The organism is Ralstonia condita (assembly GCF_958405655.1).
Taxonomy (GTDB): Bacteria; Pseudomonadota; Gammaproteobacteria; order Burkholderiales; family Burkholderiaceae; genus Ralstonia; species Ralstonia condita.
Genome location: NZ_CATYWO010000002.1, coordinates 378,426 through 393,868, shown reverse-complemented (window position 1 = coordinate 393,868; position 15,443 = coordinate 378,426). Strand labels below are relative to the sequence as shown.

The 15,443-nt window shown below is 64.0% G+C and carries 19 protein-coding genes; 5 read left to right on the top strand and 14 right to left on the bottom strand.

Annotation, left to right across the window (positions count from 1 at the left end; all coding sequences use genetic code 11):
* From R2N03_RS08370 to fliL, 11 genes are all read right to left on the bottom strand, one after another.
* Positions 1–246: an acyl carrier protein gene (locus R2N03_RS08370; RefSeq protein ID WP_316657217.1), complete on the bottom strand. Its 246-nt coding sequence runs from the start codon at positions 244–246 to the stop codon at positions 1–3.
* A gap of 45 nt (positions 247–291) precedes the next feature.
* Positions 292–549, bottom strand: coding sequence for a phosphopantetheine-binding protein (locus tag R2N03_RS08365; RefSeq protein WP_012430721.1), 258 nt, complete (start codon positions 547–549; stop codon positions 292–294).
* On the bottom strand, positions 524–1,330 hold the full coding sequence (locus R2N03_RS08360) for a lysophospholipid acyltransferase family protein (RefSeq protein WP_012430720.1): 807 nt from the start codon (positions 1,328–1,330) through the stop codon (positions 524–526). Before R2N03_RS08360 ends, R2N03_RS08365 begins: the two co-directional genes overlap by 26 nt.
* On the bottom strand, positions 1,315–2,019 hold the full coding sequence (locus R2N03_RS08355) for a beta-ketoacyl synthase chain length factor (protein WP_041668684.1): 705 nt from the start codon (positions 2,017–2,019) through the stop codon (positions 1,315–1,317). The genes R2N03_RS08360 and R2N03_RS08355 overlap by 16 nt, the downstream gene beginning before the upstream one ends.
* Before the next feature lie 414 nt (positions 2,020–2,433).
* Entirely contained in the window at positions 2,434–3,222 is a 789-nt protein-coding gene (gene fliR / locus R2N03_RS08350) for a flagellar biosynthetic protein FliR (protein ID WP_316657210.1), read from the bottom strand.
* 33 nt (positions 3,223–3,255) lie between these two features.
* Positions 3,256–3,525: a flagellar biosynthesis protein FliQ gene (gene fliQ, locus R2N03_RS08345; protein WP_012430717.1), complete on the bottom strand. Its 270-nt coding sequence runs from the start codon at positions 3,523–3,525 to the stop codon at positions 3,256–3,258.
* A 9-nt stretch (positions 3,526–3,534) separates the two neighbouring features.
* Positions 3,535–4,284 (bottom strand): flagellar type III secretion system pore protein FliP, encoded by a 750-nt coding sequence (gene fliP / locus R2N03_RS08340; protein ID WP_316657207.1) that lies wholly within the window; start codon positions 4,282–4,284, stop codon positions 3,535–3,537.
* On the bottom strand, positions 4,281–4,664 hold the full coding sequence (gene fliO, locus R2N03_RS08335) for a flagellar biosynthetic protein FliO (protein WP_012430715.1): 384 nt from the start codon (positions 4,662–4,664) through the stop codon (positions 4,281–4,283). Before fliO ends, fliP begins: the two co-directional genes overlap by 4 nt.
* Before the next feature lie 59 nt (positions 4,665–4,723).
* Positions 4,724–5,176, bottom strand: a complete 453-nt coding sequence (gene fliN / locus R2N03_RS08330) for a flagellar motor switch protein FliN (RefSeq protein WP_316657204.1) — start codon at positions 5,174–5,176, stop codon at positions 4,724–4,726.
* Entirely contained in the window at positions 5,166–6,173 is a 1,008-nt protein-coding gene (gene fliM / locus R2N03_RS08325) for a flagellar motor switch protein FliM (RefSeq protein WP_012430713.1), read from the bottom strand. Before fliM ends, fliN begins: the two co-directional genes overlap by 11 nt.
* Before the next feature lies 1 nt (position 6,174).
* Positions 6,175–6,669, bottom strand: a complete 495-nt coding sequence (gene fliL / locus R2N03_RS08320; protein WP_012430712.1) for a flagellar basal body-associated protein FliL — start codon at positions 6,667–6,669, stop codon at positions 6,175–6,177.
* A 497-nt stretch (positions 6,670–7,166) separates the two neighbouring features.
* Here fliL and R2N03_RS08315 point away from each other — a divergent pair, with 497 nt between their 5' ends.
* On the top strand, positions 7,167–8,903 hold the full coding sequence (locus tag R2N03_RS08315; protein WP_316657779.1) for a sensor domain-containing protein: 1,737 nt from the start codon (positions 7,167–7,169) through the stop codon (positions 8,901–8,903).
* Here the strand turns inward: R2N03_RS08315 and R2N03_RS08310 are convergent, their stop codons facing one another.
* The gene (locus R2N03_RS08310; protein ID WP_012430710.1) at positions 8,904–9,539 is read right to left on the bottom strand and encodes a LuxR C-terminal-related transcriptional regulator; all 636 of its coding nucleotides are present in this window, start codon (positions 9,537–9,539) and stop codon (positions 8,904–8,906) included. It abuts the gene before it with no gap.
* A 398-nt stretch (positions 9,540–9,937) separates the two neighbouring features.
* Between R2N03_RS08310 and R2N03_RS08305 the strand changes: the two genes are divergently transcribed.
* The 4 genes from R2N03_RS08305 to R2N03_RS08290 all read left to right on the top strand — a co-directional run bounded on the left by R2N03_RS08305 (position 9,938) and on the right by R2N03_RS08290 (position 13,873).
* Entirely contained in the window at positions 9,938–10,759 is an 822-nt protein-coding gene (locus R2N03_RS08305; RefSeq protein ID WP_012430709.1) for a flagellin N-terminal helical domain-containing protein, read from the top strand.
* 186 nt (positions 10,760–10,945) lie between these two features.
* Positions 10,946–12,988 carry a flagellar filament capping protein FliD gene (gene fliD, locus R2N03_RS08300; RefSeq protein ID WP_316657200.1) on the top strand — a complete coding sequence of 681 codons (2,043 nt, stop codon included), beginning with the start codon at positions 10,946–10,948 and terminating at the stop codon, positions 12,986–12,988.
* Between the two features lie 50 nt (positions 12,989–13,038).
* Positions 13,039–13,461, top strand: coding sequence for a flagellar export chaperone FliS (gene fliS / locus R2N03_RS08295; protein WP_316657197.1), 423 nt, complete (start codon positions 13,039–13,041; stop codon positions 13,459–13,461).
* Between the two features lie 55 nt (positions 13,462–13,516).
* Positions 13,517–13,873 carry a flagellar protein FliT gene (locus tag R2N03_RS08290; protein WP_012430706.1) on the top strand — a complete coding sequence of 119 codons (357 nt, stop codon included), beginning with the start codon at positions 13,517–13,519 and terminating at the stop codon, positions 13,871–13,873.
* 10 nt (positions 13,874–13,883) lie between these two features.
* Here R2N03_RS08290 and R2N03_RS08285 read toward each other — a convergent pair whose 3' ends face one another.
* Both R2N03_RS08285 and R2N03_RS08280 read right to left on the bottom strand, forming a co-directional pair.
* Positions 13,884–14,978 (bottom strand): glycosyltransferase, encoded by a 1,095-nt coding sequence (locus tag R2N03_RS08285; RefSeq protein WP_316657195.1) that lies wholly within the window; start codon positions 14,976–14,978, stop codon positions 13,884–13,886.
* Positions 14,965–15,408: a MarR family winged helix-turn-helix transcriptional regulator gene (locus R2N03_RS08280; RefSeq protein WP_316657193.1), complete on the bottom strand. Its 444-nt coding sequence runs from the start codon at positions 15,406–15,408 to the stop codon at positions 14,965–14,967. Before R2N03_RS08280 ends, R2N03_RS08285 begins: the two co-directional genes overlap by 14 nt.
* Positions 15,409–15,443 lie beyond the last annotated feature (35 nt).

The following is a 15,443-nucleotide window of genomic DNA, read 5'->3' as shown; positions in this document are numbered from 1 at the left end:
TTACGCCGCCAGCAGAGATTCAACCGCGCCAACGACGTCGTTGACCGTGCGCACCGTCTTGAACTCTTCGGGTTTGATGCGGCGCCCGGTCATTTCCTGCAACTTGATGGCGAGGTCGACGGCGTCGATGCTGTCCAGGTCCAGGTCTTCGAACAGATGCGCCTCGAGCGTGACACGCTCCGGTTCGATAGCGAAGTTCTCTTTGAAAATGGCGCGAATGCGTTCGAGGATCTCGGTGTCCGTCATGGTCTTGTTCTCTCCCTGTTTCTACCGTAGCGAATGCCGGCGAGATTATTGTTGGCTCTTCACCAGAGCCGCGAGCGTATTCACCGTGCGGAAATGCTCGCGGGTGTGTTCGTCATTCGCGGCAATCGTCAATTGATAACGCTTGCGCAGCATGATCCCGATTTCCAGCGCGTCGATCGAATCCAGGCCGATGCCGTTGGTGTCAAAGAGCGGTGCATCGTCGTCGATATCCGCCGGCGTCATATCTTCCAGATCGAGTGCCTCGATCAGGAGTTGCTTAATTTCGAGCTTCAAGGAATCCATATTGCAGAAGGTGGTCGGTAATGTGGGTTTCGATACCGGTGGTCAGCGCACGCGCCGCCAGCGTGGCAGGCGAGCCCTCGGGCACATACTGCGCGACACTGACCGGTGCGAGCACGGCGACCTTCATGCAAAACGCCTGCGGGGGCACGTCGTACCAGCGCATGGTCTTGGTGAAGGCGGGCGGGTTGCAATCCATCAGCACGGGCAGGATGGGCGCCCCGACGTTCAGTGCCATATGGGCAAAACCGCGCGAGAACGGGTGCAGCCGGTGCCTGGCGGGGCTGCGCGTGCCCTCGGGGAAGATGATCATGGTGTAGCCCGAAGCCAGTTGGCGCGCGCCTGCTTCGACCAGTTGTGTGGGGTCGGCGTTACTGATGTATTCGGCCGCCCGCACGATGCCCCAGAAGCACGGGTTGCTCCAGTGCGCGTTCTTGACCACGCAGCAGGCGGATGGCGTGAGCGCCAGCAGCACCATCACGTCCAGATACGTGGGGTGGTTGGCCACCACGATGGCGGGCCCGCCCTGGCGCAACAGCTCGGCCCCCTGAACGTCCACTCGCATCACCCCCAGCCATTGCAGTGCCCGCACGAGCGCACGGAAGAACCAGTGGATGACGAAGGTGACGGTGCGCTGGCGCGTGGCGCGGTGCGGCCACAGCCAGGCCAGTGGAAAGACGATGATGGAAAACAGCAGCCCGCAGATGCCGAAGACCGTGAAGGCGAGGCCGGTCGCAGCCAAGCGCCACGCCTGGTTGATGCGAGCGCTCAGTGTGCTTGCCATGAGCCCTCGCGCCATTGCCATGTCCACGTGCCGCCCGCGTGTTGCCAGGCACCGGATGTGCGGGATGCCAGGCAGTGCAGCACCGCTTGGCTTTGCGTTGTCATGCCCGCCGTGCCCGATGCGGCGGCTGGGCGGTGCGAACACGTGAGGCCGCCCTGCGCCGAGGCGTCGAGCAGAATCGCCAGCGCGCGCTCGTCCACCTCGTCGGTCACGGCACCGAAGCGGCTCTCGACCGGCTCATCCGCATACACGAGCAATACGGGCGATGCAGGGTCCAAGGTGTACTGTGCGTGGGCTTCGAGCAGCGCAAGGCCCAGCGTGGCAGGGCCCGCGGAGACCGCGATGGCGGGGGAGGTGTCGCCGCGCGCGATGCCGAAGACGCCGCTCATGGCGTTCAGCACCGACAGGCTGAATGCGGTGGGGGAGACCGGCTGCGCATGTTCGATGTCAGCCAGAATGCCAGCGGTACGGCGTAACTCTCCGTGGCGGGACGCAAAGACGACGCGCGCGCGCGGCAGGTCTGCCACGCAATCGTGTGCGACTTTGAGCGCGCGCTTGGACAGCGTGCTCAGGCGGCGCCTGACCATCGGTTCAATAAAACCGATGTCGGGAGACGATGCTGTATCGGAACCAATGGCAGGCCAGCAGGACCAGCGAGCAACCGGGATTGTCCAGTGCAAATCGGGCATTTCGGTGTTCGCATAAGGAGCACCGCCGGTTGCCGCAGCGTGGAGCGGAACCGGCGCGGGAGTGACAACTGCGCAAACCAGCGCATTTGCCTTCACCCAATTTGCTCTTCTTGTTTTCGATTGATCTGGGTGAATGCGTGGACCGTTAATCCCGGCCGATTTTCTCTTTCAATACGCTTGTCATTCCCCAACCCCGGGCCGAATCATACTGAAAACTTCTGCCGGAAAACAACCACTTGCGTCACTTCGTGTCAGATGCGCGACGTAGGTAACAATGCAGAAACAGTATGGAAAACCGGCGTGGGTAAAATCGTCGGGGTTATTGCGCGCAGCCGCGGGGAGAACGACGCGTGGCAGCCGGCGAGGATGAAACAGCCGTTTTAATCACGCCGGCCTTGCCGTGGGGCTCGCGGCTCATTGCGCCCCGAACTGCCCGAATGCCCGCCCACCGAGTTCCAGCGCATCCATGACGGAGCGCTCCACCACGGGTGCAAGCGAGGTCATCATCACCATGACCAGCATCAGACCCACCACCAGCGTGGCGGCAATGCCCACGGCAAACGGGTTCAGCGCCTGCGCGGTGCGTGAGAGCACCGCAAACCCGAGGTTGACGACCAGCATGATGGCAATGATCGGCAGGGCGATCCGCACGGCCAGCGCAAAGACCATCGTGCCGCCGCCGGCCAGCGTCTGCCAGCCGGGATTGGCCAGGGGCGCGGCTGAGACGGGCAGGGCGGTGAAGCTGTCGAACAACGCGTGCAACAACACGAGGTGACCGTCGCCGGCGATGAATGCGGTGATGGCCGTGAGGCTGATGAAGCGGCCCAGCAGCATGCTGCTTTCTGTCTGCTGCGGGTCGAGCAGCGAGGCGAAACCGAGGCCCATCTGCACCGACATCACTTCACCCGCGCCGCTGATGGCCGAGAACACGAGCTGCACGCAGAAGCCCAGCGACAGCCCGATCACCCCCTGCAGCAGCGTGATCCACAGCCCTTCGTAGGAACCCACCGAAACGCCCACCGGCACAGGCAGCATGGGCGCCAGCGCCACCGTGATGATCACGCCCAGGGCGACCTTGATCGAGGTCGGCACTTCGGTGTTGGCAAACGGCGGCGCCATGGCGATGAACGCCAGCACGCGTACCAGCGGCCACCAGTACATGGCAATCCAGCCGTTGAGCTGGGCGGCGGTGAACTGGATCATGGCAAGGGGCAGCGAGGCGCGGGCGCGGCTACGTCAGTTGACGTAGCTGGGGATATTCGTCAGCAGATTGCGCGTGTAATCCACAATGACGCTGAGGATCCACGGGCCCGCCAACACCATGGTGGCCGCCACCGCCAGCAGCTTGGGGATGAACGACAGCGATTGCTCGTTCAACTGCGTGGCGGCCTGGAACACCGCCACCAGGAGGCCGACGATGAGCGAAACCAGCAACATCGGCGCGCCAACCATCATGGCGACCTGCATCGCCTGGCGAGCCATGTCCAAAACGTACTCGGGTGTCATGGCGTCTCCTTATTGCACAAAGCTCTGGGCCAGCGAGCCCAGAAGAAGGTGCCAGCCATCCACCAGCACGAACAGCATGATCTTGAACGGCAGCGAGAAGATCGACGGCGTGACCATCATCATCCCCATCGACATCAGCACCGCCGCCACCACGATGTCGATCACCAGGAACGGGATGAAGATGGCAAACCCGATCTGGAACGCGCTTTTCAGCTCGCTCGTGACGAAGGCAGGGATGAGCGCGCGCATCGGCGTTTGATCGGGCGAGGCGATGGCCGGCATGTTGCCCATCTTGACGAACAGGGCGAGGTCCGGCTCGCGGGTCTGCTTGAGCATGAACTGGCGCAGCGGCGTGGCGGCGGTGTCCATGGCCTGCTCCACGGTGATCTTGTTGTCGCGCAGCGGCACGTAGGCGTCGGTGTAGACCTTGTCGAGCACCGGCGACATCACGAAGAACGTCAGGAACAGCGCCAGCCCGATCAGCACCTGGTTGGGCGGCGTGGTTTGCGTGCCCAGCGCGTGACGCAGCAGCGACAGCACGATGATGATGCGCGTGAAGCTGCTCATCATCAGGATGATGGCCGGCAGGAAGCCCAGTGACGTGAGGAAGATCAGCGTCTGGACCGGCAGCGTGTAGCTTTGCCCGCCAGCGGTTCCCGTCAGCAGCGGCAGACCCGGCTGGGCCTGCGCAAACACGGCGGGTGCCGCGCCAAGCAGGGCTAGCGTGACCAGGCAACGGAAGACAGCGCGCGTGCTCATTCCGATTTCCCCGTCAGGTGGCGCTTGAGTTGGACGGACAGCGCATCGGCAAAGCGGGGCGGCTTGCCTGTCGCCAGCGTACCGTCGCTGCCCGCGGTGGGCGCCGCATCGGCCGGGCGCGGCAGCGTGTGCAGCGTCTGCACGTGCTGCTGCGTGACGCCCAGCACGAGCCACGTGCCTTCCACGTCCACGACGACCACTTTCTCGCGAGCGCCCAGCATCTGCTGCGCGACCACGGTGATCACCTGGCTGCGGCGTCCGCCGGGGCCCATGCCCGCGCGCTGCTGCAGGCGGCGCAGCAGCCAGCCGGCCGCGACGATCATCGCCAGGACTACAAACAGCCCGCCAAAGGTGCGGGCCCAATCAACTGCATGGTTCATGTCAACACCTTGCCCGGGGGGAGCAGTGGTCGCTGTCAGGGTGCGTGCCGGTTGACGGCTTAGCGGTTCAGCTTACGGATGCGTTCGGACGGCGTGATGATGTCGGTCAGGCGGATGCCGAACTTCTCGTTGACCACCACCACTTCACCTTGGGCAATCAGGTAGCCGTTGACGAGGACGTCCATCGGCTCACCGGCCAGCGCGTCGAGTTCCACCACCGAACCCTGCGCGAGCTGCAGCAGGTTCTTGATGGGCACCTTGGTGCGCCCCAGCTCCACCGTCAACTGCACGGGGATGTCCAGGATCATATCGATGTCGTTGCGCTGGGTACCGCCCAGGCCGTCGGCGGTCAGGGGCTTGAACACCGGGCTCGATTCGGCGGCGGGCGTGGCAGCCGGCGGGTTGGCCGCAGCACGCTGCGCCGCTTCCAGGGCCATGGCCTCTTCCATCGTCATCTCGACGTCGATGTCGTCGGCGCTGGCTCCGGGGTTCATGGTCGGTTCAGTTGTCATCGTCAGACTCCGTGGCAGGCTCGCTGCCGCTCATGTTCAGCATGCGGTTGACCCGCAGCGCGTATTGGCCGTTGAAGGTGCCGTAGTTGCATTCCATGACGGGCACGCCGTCTACCTTGGCGGTCACGACATCGTCCAGTTCCAGCGGAATGACGTCGCCCACCTTCATGTTCAGAATGTCGGAGACCTGCACGTTGGCCGTTGCCAGGTCGGCGATCAGTTCCACTTCAGCCGTCTGCACCTGCTGCGACAGCAGCCGCAGCCAGCGCTTGTCGACTTCCAGTGCTTCACCCTGGATGGCGGAGGTCAGCCGGTCGCGGATCGGCTCGATCATGGTGTACGGCATGCAGATGTGCACATCGCCGCCATTGTTGCCAAGCTCCAGGCTGAAGGTGGTGGTGACCACCACTTCATTGGGCGTGGCCACGTTGGCGAACTCGGTGTGCATCTCCATGCGCAGGAATTCGAAGTCGATCGGGTAGACCGGCTGCCATGCCCTGGCGTAATGCTCGAAGACAAGCTGCAGCATGCGCTGGATGATGCGCTGCTCCACGTCGGTAAAGTCCCGGCCTTCCACGCGCATGTGGAAACGCCCGTCACCGCCGAACAGGTTGTCGACCACCAGGAAGATCAGGTTGGGGTCGAACACGAACAGCGCCGTACCGCGCAGCGGCTTGACGTGCACGAGGTTGAGCGAGGTCGGCACCACCAGGTTGCGGATGAACTCGCTGTACTTCTGCACCTTCACCGGACCGACGGAGATCTCCGCGTTGCGCCGCATGAAGTTGAACAGTCCGATGCGCCAGTTGCGCGCGAACCGCTCGTTGATGATTTCCAGCGTGGGCATGCGCCCACGGACGATGCGCTCCTGCGACCCGAGGTTGTACGTGCGGATGCCTGAAGGGTCGGCCTCGACAGGTTCCTCGTCCGCCTCGTCGCTGACGCCCTTGAGGAGCGCATCGATCTCCTCCTGGGAAAGAAACTCTTCCTTGAGCATGTCACTGGATCACAAAGTTGGTGAACAGGACGTCGGCCACGGGCGATTCCTTGCCGACGGCCTTGTAGACCTGCTCGCATTGTTCGACGATTTCCTTGGCCAGCTTGGCCTTGCCGACGGCCGGGTACAGCTCGGTCGGCGTCTTGCTGGCCAGCAGGGTCAGGATCCGGCTGCGCAGCTCCGGCGTGTAGGTCTTGATCTCGTCTTCTGCATGCTTGTTGAAGCTCTTGAAGGTGATGCCGACCTGGAGGTAGCGATCGTTGCCCTCCTCGGGCTGGAGGTTCACGGTCAGGGTTTCCATCGCCACAAAAATCGGCTCCTTCGGCTTGGCCGGCGCAGAAGCGGACGCGGTGTGGTTGGCCCCGCCGAGGAAGAACCAGGCCGCCGCGCCGCCCATGCCGACGAGCACGAGCACGATCAGGATGATCAGCAGCAGCTTGGTGGAGCCGCCCTTGGCGGGCGCGGGGGCAGTGGTTGCGGCAGCAGCTTCGGCCATGGGGATCACTCGGGGCTAAGGGACAGAAATGGGGGGAGAGCCTTCCCGGCTTGCGGTGCGGCAAACGCAAAGTCGGGTTCTCGGATGGCATTCTTCCGCAGCTCTGTCCAGCTCATTCCAGCAAGAAACGCGGTCAATCCGGCCTATCTCGGGGGTTTGCGGCGTCACGGGCGCGGTATCGGCATCGAATAAAGTGACTCAAAAAGCACAATAAAACGTGAAGCCGGGGCGAGACGTGACATTCCGGTTGGTCACGGCGTGTTTTCGCGGTGAACATGGCGCTCCCCCGAAAGATTTGCGCGCCGCTGCCGTTGTATCTGACCAGAAGGCGCCGGCTGGGTCCGGCCCGCAGACATGCCTTGCTGGAAGCCGCTTTGAATTCCTTGCCTTTTCCCACCCGTGGTGCCGGGTTGTCGATCGTTGCCGACGGCCTGCCGGCCGATTGTCCGGCGCGTGGCGAGCCACCGGGTTTCTGCCCGAAGCTGGATCTGCTGTCGATGGTCAACGCGCTGACCGAGGGCATCCTGGTGTGTGGTGCAGACCGGTGCGTCAGCTATGCCAACCCAAGCGCGGCCCGGCTGCTGGGGCTGCCGCTAGACGAACTGGTTGGACGACCCTTGCCGACCGTTGTCCACGCGGCTGTGGACGAGTTCGAGACCTCCATCCATGAGACCGACTGGCCCGACCTCGATGTGCTGGCGGAGGGCCAGCCGCAGTTGAACCAGATCTTCGGGCTGCACTGCCTGGACGGCCGCACCGTGTGGGTGTCCAGCAATTGGACGCCGCTCTACACGGAGGGCGGGCACTCGACGACGGCCGCGCCCGGAGCGGCCCGGCCAGGGGCGCGGCCGTATTCGGTCCTGGTGTCGCTGGTTGACATCACGCAGATCCGCGAAGCGCAGCAGCGCATCCGTCATCTGGCAACGCACGACACGCTCACGGGCCTGCTCAACCGCTCGGCGCTCGAAGACCGGCTGGAGCATGCGCTGGCGCTGGGCCGACGCAATCGCTCGCGCGTCTCCGTCATGTTCCTGGACCTGGATCGCTTCAAGAACGTCAACGACACACTGGGCCATCAGTTCGGCGACATGCTGCTGCGCGAGGTGGCCGCGCGTCTGCAAGCCTGTGCGCGTGAGGCCGACACCGTGGCCCGCCTGGGCGGCGACGAATTCGTCGTCATGCTGGAGTCGCTGGACGCCATGGGCACGCGCCGCGTGGCCGAACGCATCCTGTCGGCGATCGGCGCGCCTTTCCATATCGAGGGGCAGGAGCTGTATCTGGGCGTGTCGATCGGCATTGCCGTGGCGCCACGCGACGGCGATGACCCCCACACGCTGCTGCGCAAGGCCGACGCCGCCATGTATCTGGCCAAGGAGCGCGGCCGAAATAACTTTCAGACGTTTACCAGCGACCTGGACGATCGCGTTTCGCGCCGCTTCCGCATCGAATCCGGCCTGCGCCGTGCCAGCGACCGTAACGAGTTCTATGCCGATTACCAGCCGCGCGTGGACGTCCGCAGCGGCCGGATCGTCGGGGTGGAAGCGCTGATCCGGTGGAATTCGGCCGACTTTGGCCGGATGATGCCCGGCCAGTTCATTCAGGACGCCGAAGAGACCGGACTGATCGTCGAGATCGACCGCTGGATCCTGCGTGCGGCCTGCGATCAGCTTGCGCGCTGGCGCCGCATCGGGCTGCCCCACCTGCGCATGTCGATCAATCTGTCCGGCCAGGCTTTCAGCTCCGGAAAACTGAGCGACATGGTGCGCAGGGCGCTGTCCTCCAGCGGGCTCCCCGGCGACGCCGTCGAACTGGAGATGACCGAGGGCATCCTCATTCGGGATGACCCGTCGCTGCATGCCCTGCTGACCGAGTTGCGCGCGATGGGTGTGTCACTGGCGCTGGATGACTTCGGTACCGGGTATTCGTCGCTGTCGTACCTGCATCGCTTCCCGATCGATACGCTCAAGATCGACCGCTCGTTCGTGCAGGACCTGCCGCACGTGGCCGAACGCGCGGCCATTACGCGGGCCATCATCATGATGGCGCAGGCGATGGGCATGAGGACTGTGGCCGAGGGTGTGGAGAGCACCGGACAGCTCGACTTCCTGCGCGAGGTTGGTTGCGATGAATTCCAGGGCTACTTGCTCACGCGGCCGCTGGAGCCCGGCGCGGTGCAAAATCTGGTGCGCGAGAACGCCCGCCGCTACGGTGAGCGCATCCCGCGGTTCCTGTAGCTAGAACTGCAGGCCGTTGCTGACCACGTACATGGTCAGCTCGGCGTTGTTGCGCAGCTTCATCTTCGAGAGCACGCGGCCCCTGTATACGCTGACCGTCTTGGCGCTGATCTGCAGCGCCTCGGCAATCTCACTGAGCGTGCGTCCCGAGCCCAGCATGCGCAGGGTCTGGAATTCGCGATCGGAGAGGATGTCGTGGCGGGGCTTGTCCCAATCGACGTTCAGGTTGTCGGCCAACACCTCCACGAGGTCGGAGGGCAGGTATTTCTTGCCCTTGGAGATCGCGTTGACCGCCGCAAGCAACTGCGGCTGGCTGGCGTCCATCGGCAGGTAGCCCGAGGCGCCTGCCTTGAGCGCGCGCACGGCAAGCAGGGCTTCAGGATGCCGGCCGAGCGCCAGCACCGCCAGGCGGGCATGCTGCTGGCGCACGGTCTTGATGGTCTGGAATTCGTCGCCGGTGGCCGACTCCACCGAGAACAGCATCACGTCCCACTCGCGCTGGGCGAGCAGGTCGTGGTTGGCGTTGCGCAGGTCCGGCACGGCCTCGATCTGCCGGGCCAGGCGTGAATCCTTCAGGATCTGGCGCAGGCCGACGCGGGCAATATCGTGGGGTTCGACAATCAGGACATTGAGCATGGTGGGCGTTGCGGTCAAACGGGCTCGCGTTGAGCTCTTCTATTCGCCGGCGGGCTGCGTGCTGCGCCGGCGGGCTGGCAACTCCCCATCTGTGCGATCGCGCGCTCTATATAGCGTCATTGGGCGCTTCTGGTCTGCCCGGACGAGTATAGCCGAGCGGTTTGCCGTCAAGAAGACGGCCGACCGACTCTTCGGAGGTGCGCGGAATGCGGAGCCCGCCAGCCCAAACCGCCCCTCGCGCACAAATTTGTCAAGTCGACCCTAAACTTTCTGCCGGGGCCACCGATAACCTGAGTACAACGCAGACCTGATCCCCTTCAAGTTGCAGGTCACGTTGCCCGGCCTAGCCGGAATTAGCAAACACGGGCAACAAACCATCGGGAAACTTAGGAGCCGTCATGTCCCTCAGCCTCAATACCAACATCTCCTCCCTGCAAACGCAGCAAGCACTGTCGCAATCGCAGTCCGCTCTGCAAACGTCGCTGGAGCGCCTGTCGACCGGTCTGCGCGTGAACAGCGCCAAGGATGACGCCGCCGCCTACGCTGTGGCCAGCAGCCTGACCACCAAGCTGAACTCGCAAACGCAAGGTATCCAGAACTCTAACCAGGCACTGGCGTACCTGCAAACGTCCGATTCGTACCTGGGCCAGGTGGAAAACAACCTGCAGCGCATGCGCCAACTGGCCGTTGAAGCCAACAACGGCGGCCTGTCGACCACTGACCAGGCCAACCTGGACAAGGAATACCAACAGCTGGCTGCAGCCAACAAGAGTATCGAGACCAACGCTAACTACAACGGCAACAAGCTGTTCGATGGTTCGGTCACGTCCACGACGTTCCAGTACGGTCAGAATGCGGCGACCGATACGACTACCGTCACCAACGCCAACCTGGCAAGCTTCGGCACGCTGTCTGGTACCAGCGTGAGCACGACCGCCAACGCGACTGCTGCCCAGGCGGCCATCGACACCGATCTGACCAACCTGAAGGCAGCTCGCGCGAGCCTGGGTGCCCAGCAAAGCGGCCTGAACTCGACGATCAATACGCTGACCTCGTCGAACACCGCCCTTTCGGCTGCCAAGTCGTCGATGATCGACACGGATTACGCTGCGGAAACGTCGAACATGACCCGCCAGAACATCCTGCAGCAAGCGGGTACGGCAATGCTGGCGCAAGCCAACTCGGCACCGAACAGCATCCTGAGCCTGCTGAAGGGCTAATCGGTAGGCTGATGCAGCCCTGCTGCCTGGCAGCGTGGCAAGGGCCGGCGTTCCAAAGGGGCGCCGGCCTTTTTCTTGTGTTCAGCTTCCGATTGTGAAGAGCGGCTGACATGCCCTAAAGAAGTGGCGGGCGCTGCCGTTCTGTAGGGAAAATCCCGCCGAAGCAGACGTTCTCCAGTTCCGATCATGGCGACTACCACCACCTCCACGACCAGCAACTACGTTCCACCGATCTCGATTCCCGGTATCGGGACGAGCATCGACGTCAACACGCTGGTCTCCAGCCTGATGAAGGTGGAAAGTCAGCCCCTGACGCTGCTGCAGAATCAGCAGAGCTCGTACCAGACGCAGCTCTCGGCAGTGGGGACGCTCAAAAGTGCGCTGTCAACTTTCCAGACTGCGCTCTCGAACTTGACCACCGCGTCGAACTACAGCGCGATGAAGGCCAGCGGCTATGACACGTCGGTGCTGAGCGCTTCCGTGACCAGCGCCGCAGCGGCGGGCTCATACGCAGTCAATGTCTCGCAGCTTGCGCAATCGCAGGTGCTGGCCGCGCAGGGGCAGACGTCGACCACCACGGCAATCGGCAGCGGGACGTCCACCACGGTGTCGTTCTCGTTTGGCACGGTGTCCGGCGGCACGTTTTCCAATGGTAAATACTCGGGCGCCACCTTCACGCAGAACGGCAGCCTGGCGGGCGGTTCGATCACCATCAACTCGTCGAACAACACGCTGGCGGGCATTCGCGACGCCATCAATTCCGCCAATCTGGGCGTCTCTGCCAGCATCGTGAATGATGGCAGCGGCAACCCGTATCGCCTGGTGCTGACCTCCACGGCGGGCGGCTCGAACTCGGAGATGAAAATCTCTGTCTCGGGCGACTCGACGTTGCAGTCGCTGCTTGCGCAGGACCCGGCCGGCACGCAGAACATGACCGAAGTGACCACGGGCCAGAACGCCCTGGCCACCATCAACGGCATTGCCGTGCAGAGCCCGACCAACACGTTGTCCAACGTGGTGACGGGCACGTCGTTTACGCTCGCCAAGACGGGAAGCACCACGGTGACGGTGGCGAACGATCCGACCGCGACGACCAATGCCGTCAACAGCTTCGTGAACGGCTACAACGCACTGCGCACGCAACTGAATACGCTGACCAACATCGACACCAGCAACAGCGCCAACAATGGCCCGCTGGCAGGCGATGTCAGCACCAAGACGCTGATCAACCAGATTACCGACGTGCTGGGGCAGGCGATTGGTACGGGCACGTATCAATCGCTGGGCAGCGTGGGCGTGACGATGAATGCCGACGGTACGCTGTCGGTGGACAACACAAAGCTGTCCGCCGCCATTGCGGCTTCACCCAGCCAGGTCGCGGGCCTGTTTGCGGGAACGGGTACGGCCACCGATTCGCTGGTGAGCGTGCCGTCCTTCACGGACACCACCCAGGCGGGCACCTACGCCGTCAGCGTCACGCAGTTGGCGACACAGGGTTCGCTCACGGGCTCCGCTGCGGCCAACACCACCATCACGGCGGGCGTGAACGACACGCTGGCGTTCAACATCAGCGGCATGGCCGTCAACGTGACCGTGCCGGCCGGCAGCTACAGCGCATCCAGCCTGGCTGCGCAGATTCAGAGCCAGATCAACGCTTCGACCACGCTGCAGACCGCCAAGGTCACTGCCTCGGTATCGGCCAATGCCAGCGGCGTCATGACGATCACCGACAGCCAGTTCGGTTCGGTCTCGGCGGTGTCGGTGTCGGGCAACGGCGCGGCATCGCTGATGGGCTCGAGCCCCACCGCAGTCGCGGGCCTGGACGTGCAGGGCACCATCAACGGCGTGGCCGCCACGAGTTCGGGCCAGAACCTGTATGGCGCCACGGGGACGGCGGTCGATGGCCTGACCGTGCAGGTTGCCGGTGGCGCGGTGGGCAGCCGCGGTACCGTGACCGTGCAGCGCGGCTATGCCGCCCAGCTCAATACCGTGACGACGAACCTGCTGTCGTCCAGCGGCATGGTGCAGAACGAGACGGACGCGATCAACAGCTCGCTCAGCTCGCTGGCCAACCAGATCAGCGTCATGCAGACGCGCCTGGACAACAAGCAGGCCCTGTACTACGCGCAGTTCAATGCACTGTCGGCCCTGGTGGCCAGCATGACGAATACCAGTACCTACCTGACCACGCAGCTCGCGGCTATCCAGAACCAGACGAAGAGCGGCTAAGCCAGGATCGACGCACCACCCATAACAAGATCACAGCGAGGACTTTTCCCATGTACGCAGCTCGCCGCGCCATCGGTGCCTACGCGCAAGTCGGCATCGAGACGTCCGTGGTGGACGCCAATCCACACCGTCTGATCGCCATGCTGTTCGAGGGCGCGCGCGCCGCCATCAGCATGGCGAGCGCAGCCATCCAGCGCAGCGACGTGCCTGCCAAGCTGCGCGCGGTCGACAAGGCCATTTCGATCATCGGCCAGGGCCTGCAGGCCAGCCTCGACCATCAGCGTGGCGGCGAGATTGCCGCGCAGCTGAATGGCTTGTACGACTACATGCTCCGGCGCCTGCTGCTGGCCAACGCCACCAATGACGTTGGCGTCCTCGCCGAGGTCGACGGCTTGCTGGTGCCGCTGCAAGAGGCCTGGGCCGCGATTGGCCAGCCCGGCGCGGTCAACAGCCACTTGAGCGTTGTGAGCTGACGCGGCCGGCCGCGCAGCCCCATTTCTGATGAATTCGGCCCAACCTGGAGCCAATATGCACCGCAACATCCCGATCAAGGACAGCGAAAGTCTGTTCGCCTGCTACGAAGCCATCGCGCGCCTGACTGCCGAGATGGTCGGCGCGGCCGAAGTGGGCAACTGGGAGGTGGTCAGCACGCTCGAGCGCGAAAGCGCCATCTACGTGGACGCACTGCGCCGTTCCGAACCGCATCCGCCGCTCTCGCATGCCGACATCGAGCGCAAGCGCACGCTGCTGGTGCGCATCCTCGAGGACGATGCGCGGGTGAGGGCGATGGTGTATCCGCGCCTGGAGCGCCTGCAAAAGCGCATCGACACGGCACGCCGCGCCAGCACCGCGAGCAACGCCTACGGCAGCATGGCGCGTTTCTGAGGCGTCACCGCTAGGCGAGCGGCTGCGGGGCGTCCTGCAGCCGTTTCGACATCGCAAGATACTGCTCTGACTTACGGGCCAGCGCACGGCTCTGCATCTGATACACGATGGCGAGTTGCTGGGCGGCCAGGAAGCTGCCTCGACCGGTCACGCTGCCATCCATGTCTGCGCGGTCCCCGATTTCCAGGCACCGGTTGAAGACCTGTTCCGCCAGCGGCAGCCAGCGGGTATCGGCGTCTTCGGGGTGCCTGACCGCGGCGTCCACCAGCACGAGACCCAACGCAAAACACAGATCGGGAAAATCCGGCCACGCGCGGATGCTGACATCCGCATGCGCCATGGCATCTTCCATCCGGTCCGCCTTGCCGAGGCAATACAGATACCGTAGCGCCAGATTGCGGCGATAGGGCGCGTCCGGCGGTGCCAGGTCATAGGCACGGGCGTAGTATTGCGCGGCCGTTGCGTGGTCTTCCCGATGGAGCTCGGTTTCCTTGCCGAGCTGGTACAGCACATACGGATCATCCGGCCGATGTTCGAGTTCGGCCAGCAGCAGGCGGGTGTTGCGTTCGCCCTTGTGCTGCATCTTCGCGGGGGTGTAGCCATCGTGACGGATCACAACCGGCACTCGCGCAGCGGGCAAGGACGACACGGGTTGCTCGTGGATGCGCCCCACATAGCGCACGCCGCGTGGCAACAGGCGCGGAATCCATGCAATCAGGTGGCTCGATTCGCCCGCATCGGTATCGTTCTTGACGCAGACCACGCCGAGTGAAGGCGGCGTGCTACCCAGCATGCGGAGATGTTCGCCGCCGCTTTCCAGCCACTCGTCGGCGTCGAGGACCAGGTTCCAGTCGGCATTGGCCGCCGCGAGCGCCGCATTGCGGGCCGCGGAGAAATCATCCGTCCAGGCGAAGTGGCTCACCCGGGCGCCACAGGCCTCGGCAATGGCGACCGTGTCGTCGGTGGAGCCGGTATCGAGCACCACCATCCGGCTGACGAAGGGCTTGGCGCTGAGCAGGCATCGTTCAATGCTGGCGGCTTCGTTGCGGGCGATGACGACGAGCGCAAGGTCGGGAGACGTCAATTGCACACTAGCCTCGCTCATCGGCCGTCGCGAGCGCGTCGAGCAGCTTGCGCAACACGTCGCGCGTGGCGCCAATCTCGCTGAGTTTCAGCGGGATCTTGCACGCCAGCGCTTCCGGCACCCTGGTCGCGCGTTCACGCAGCGCCCAACCTGCGTCGGTCAGTTCGATCACCACGCGGCGCTGGTCTTCGCGATCTCGCGTGCGGGTGAGCAGGCCCTGTTCTTCGAGTCGCTTAAGCAGCGGCGTGAGCGTGCCAGTGTCCAGATACAGCGCGCGGCCGAGGTCGCCCACGGCGCACGGCGCCTGCTGCCAGCAGGCCATCATCACGAGATACTGGGGATAGGTCAGCCCGAGCTCGTCGAGCAACGGACGGTACAGCCGCGTCAGCAAGTGGCCTGCGGCGTACAAAGGAAAACAAAGCTGCTGATCGAGCGCCAGCACGTCGTTCACGGAACACTCCCGGGGGGACGGTCTTGGCGCTCGCG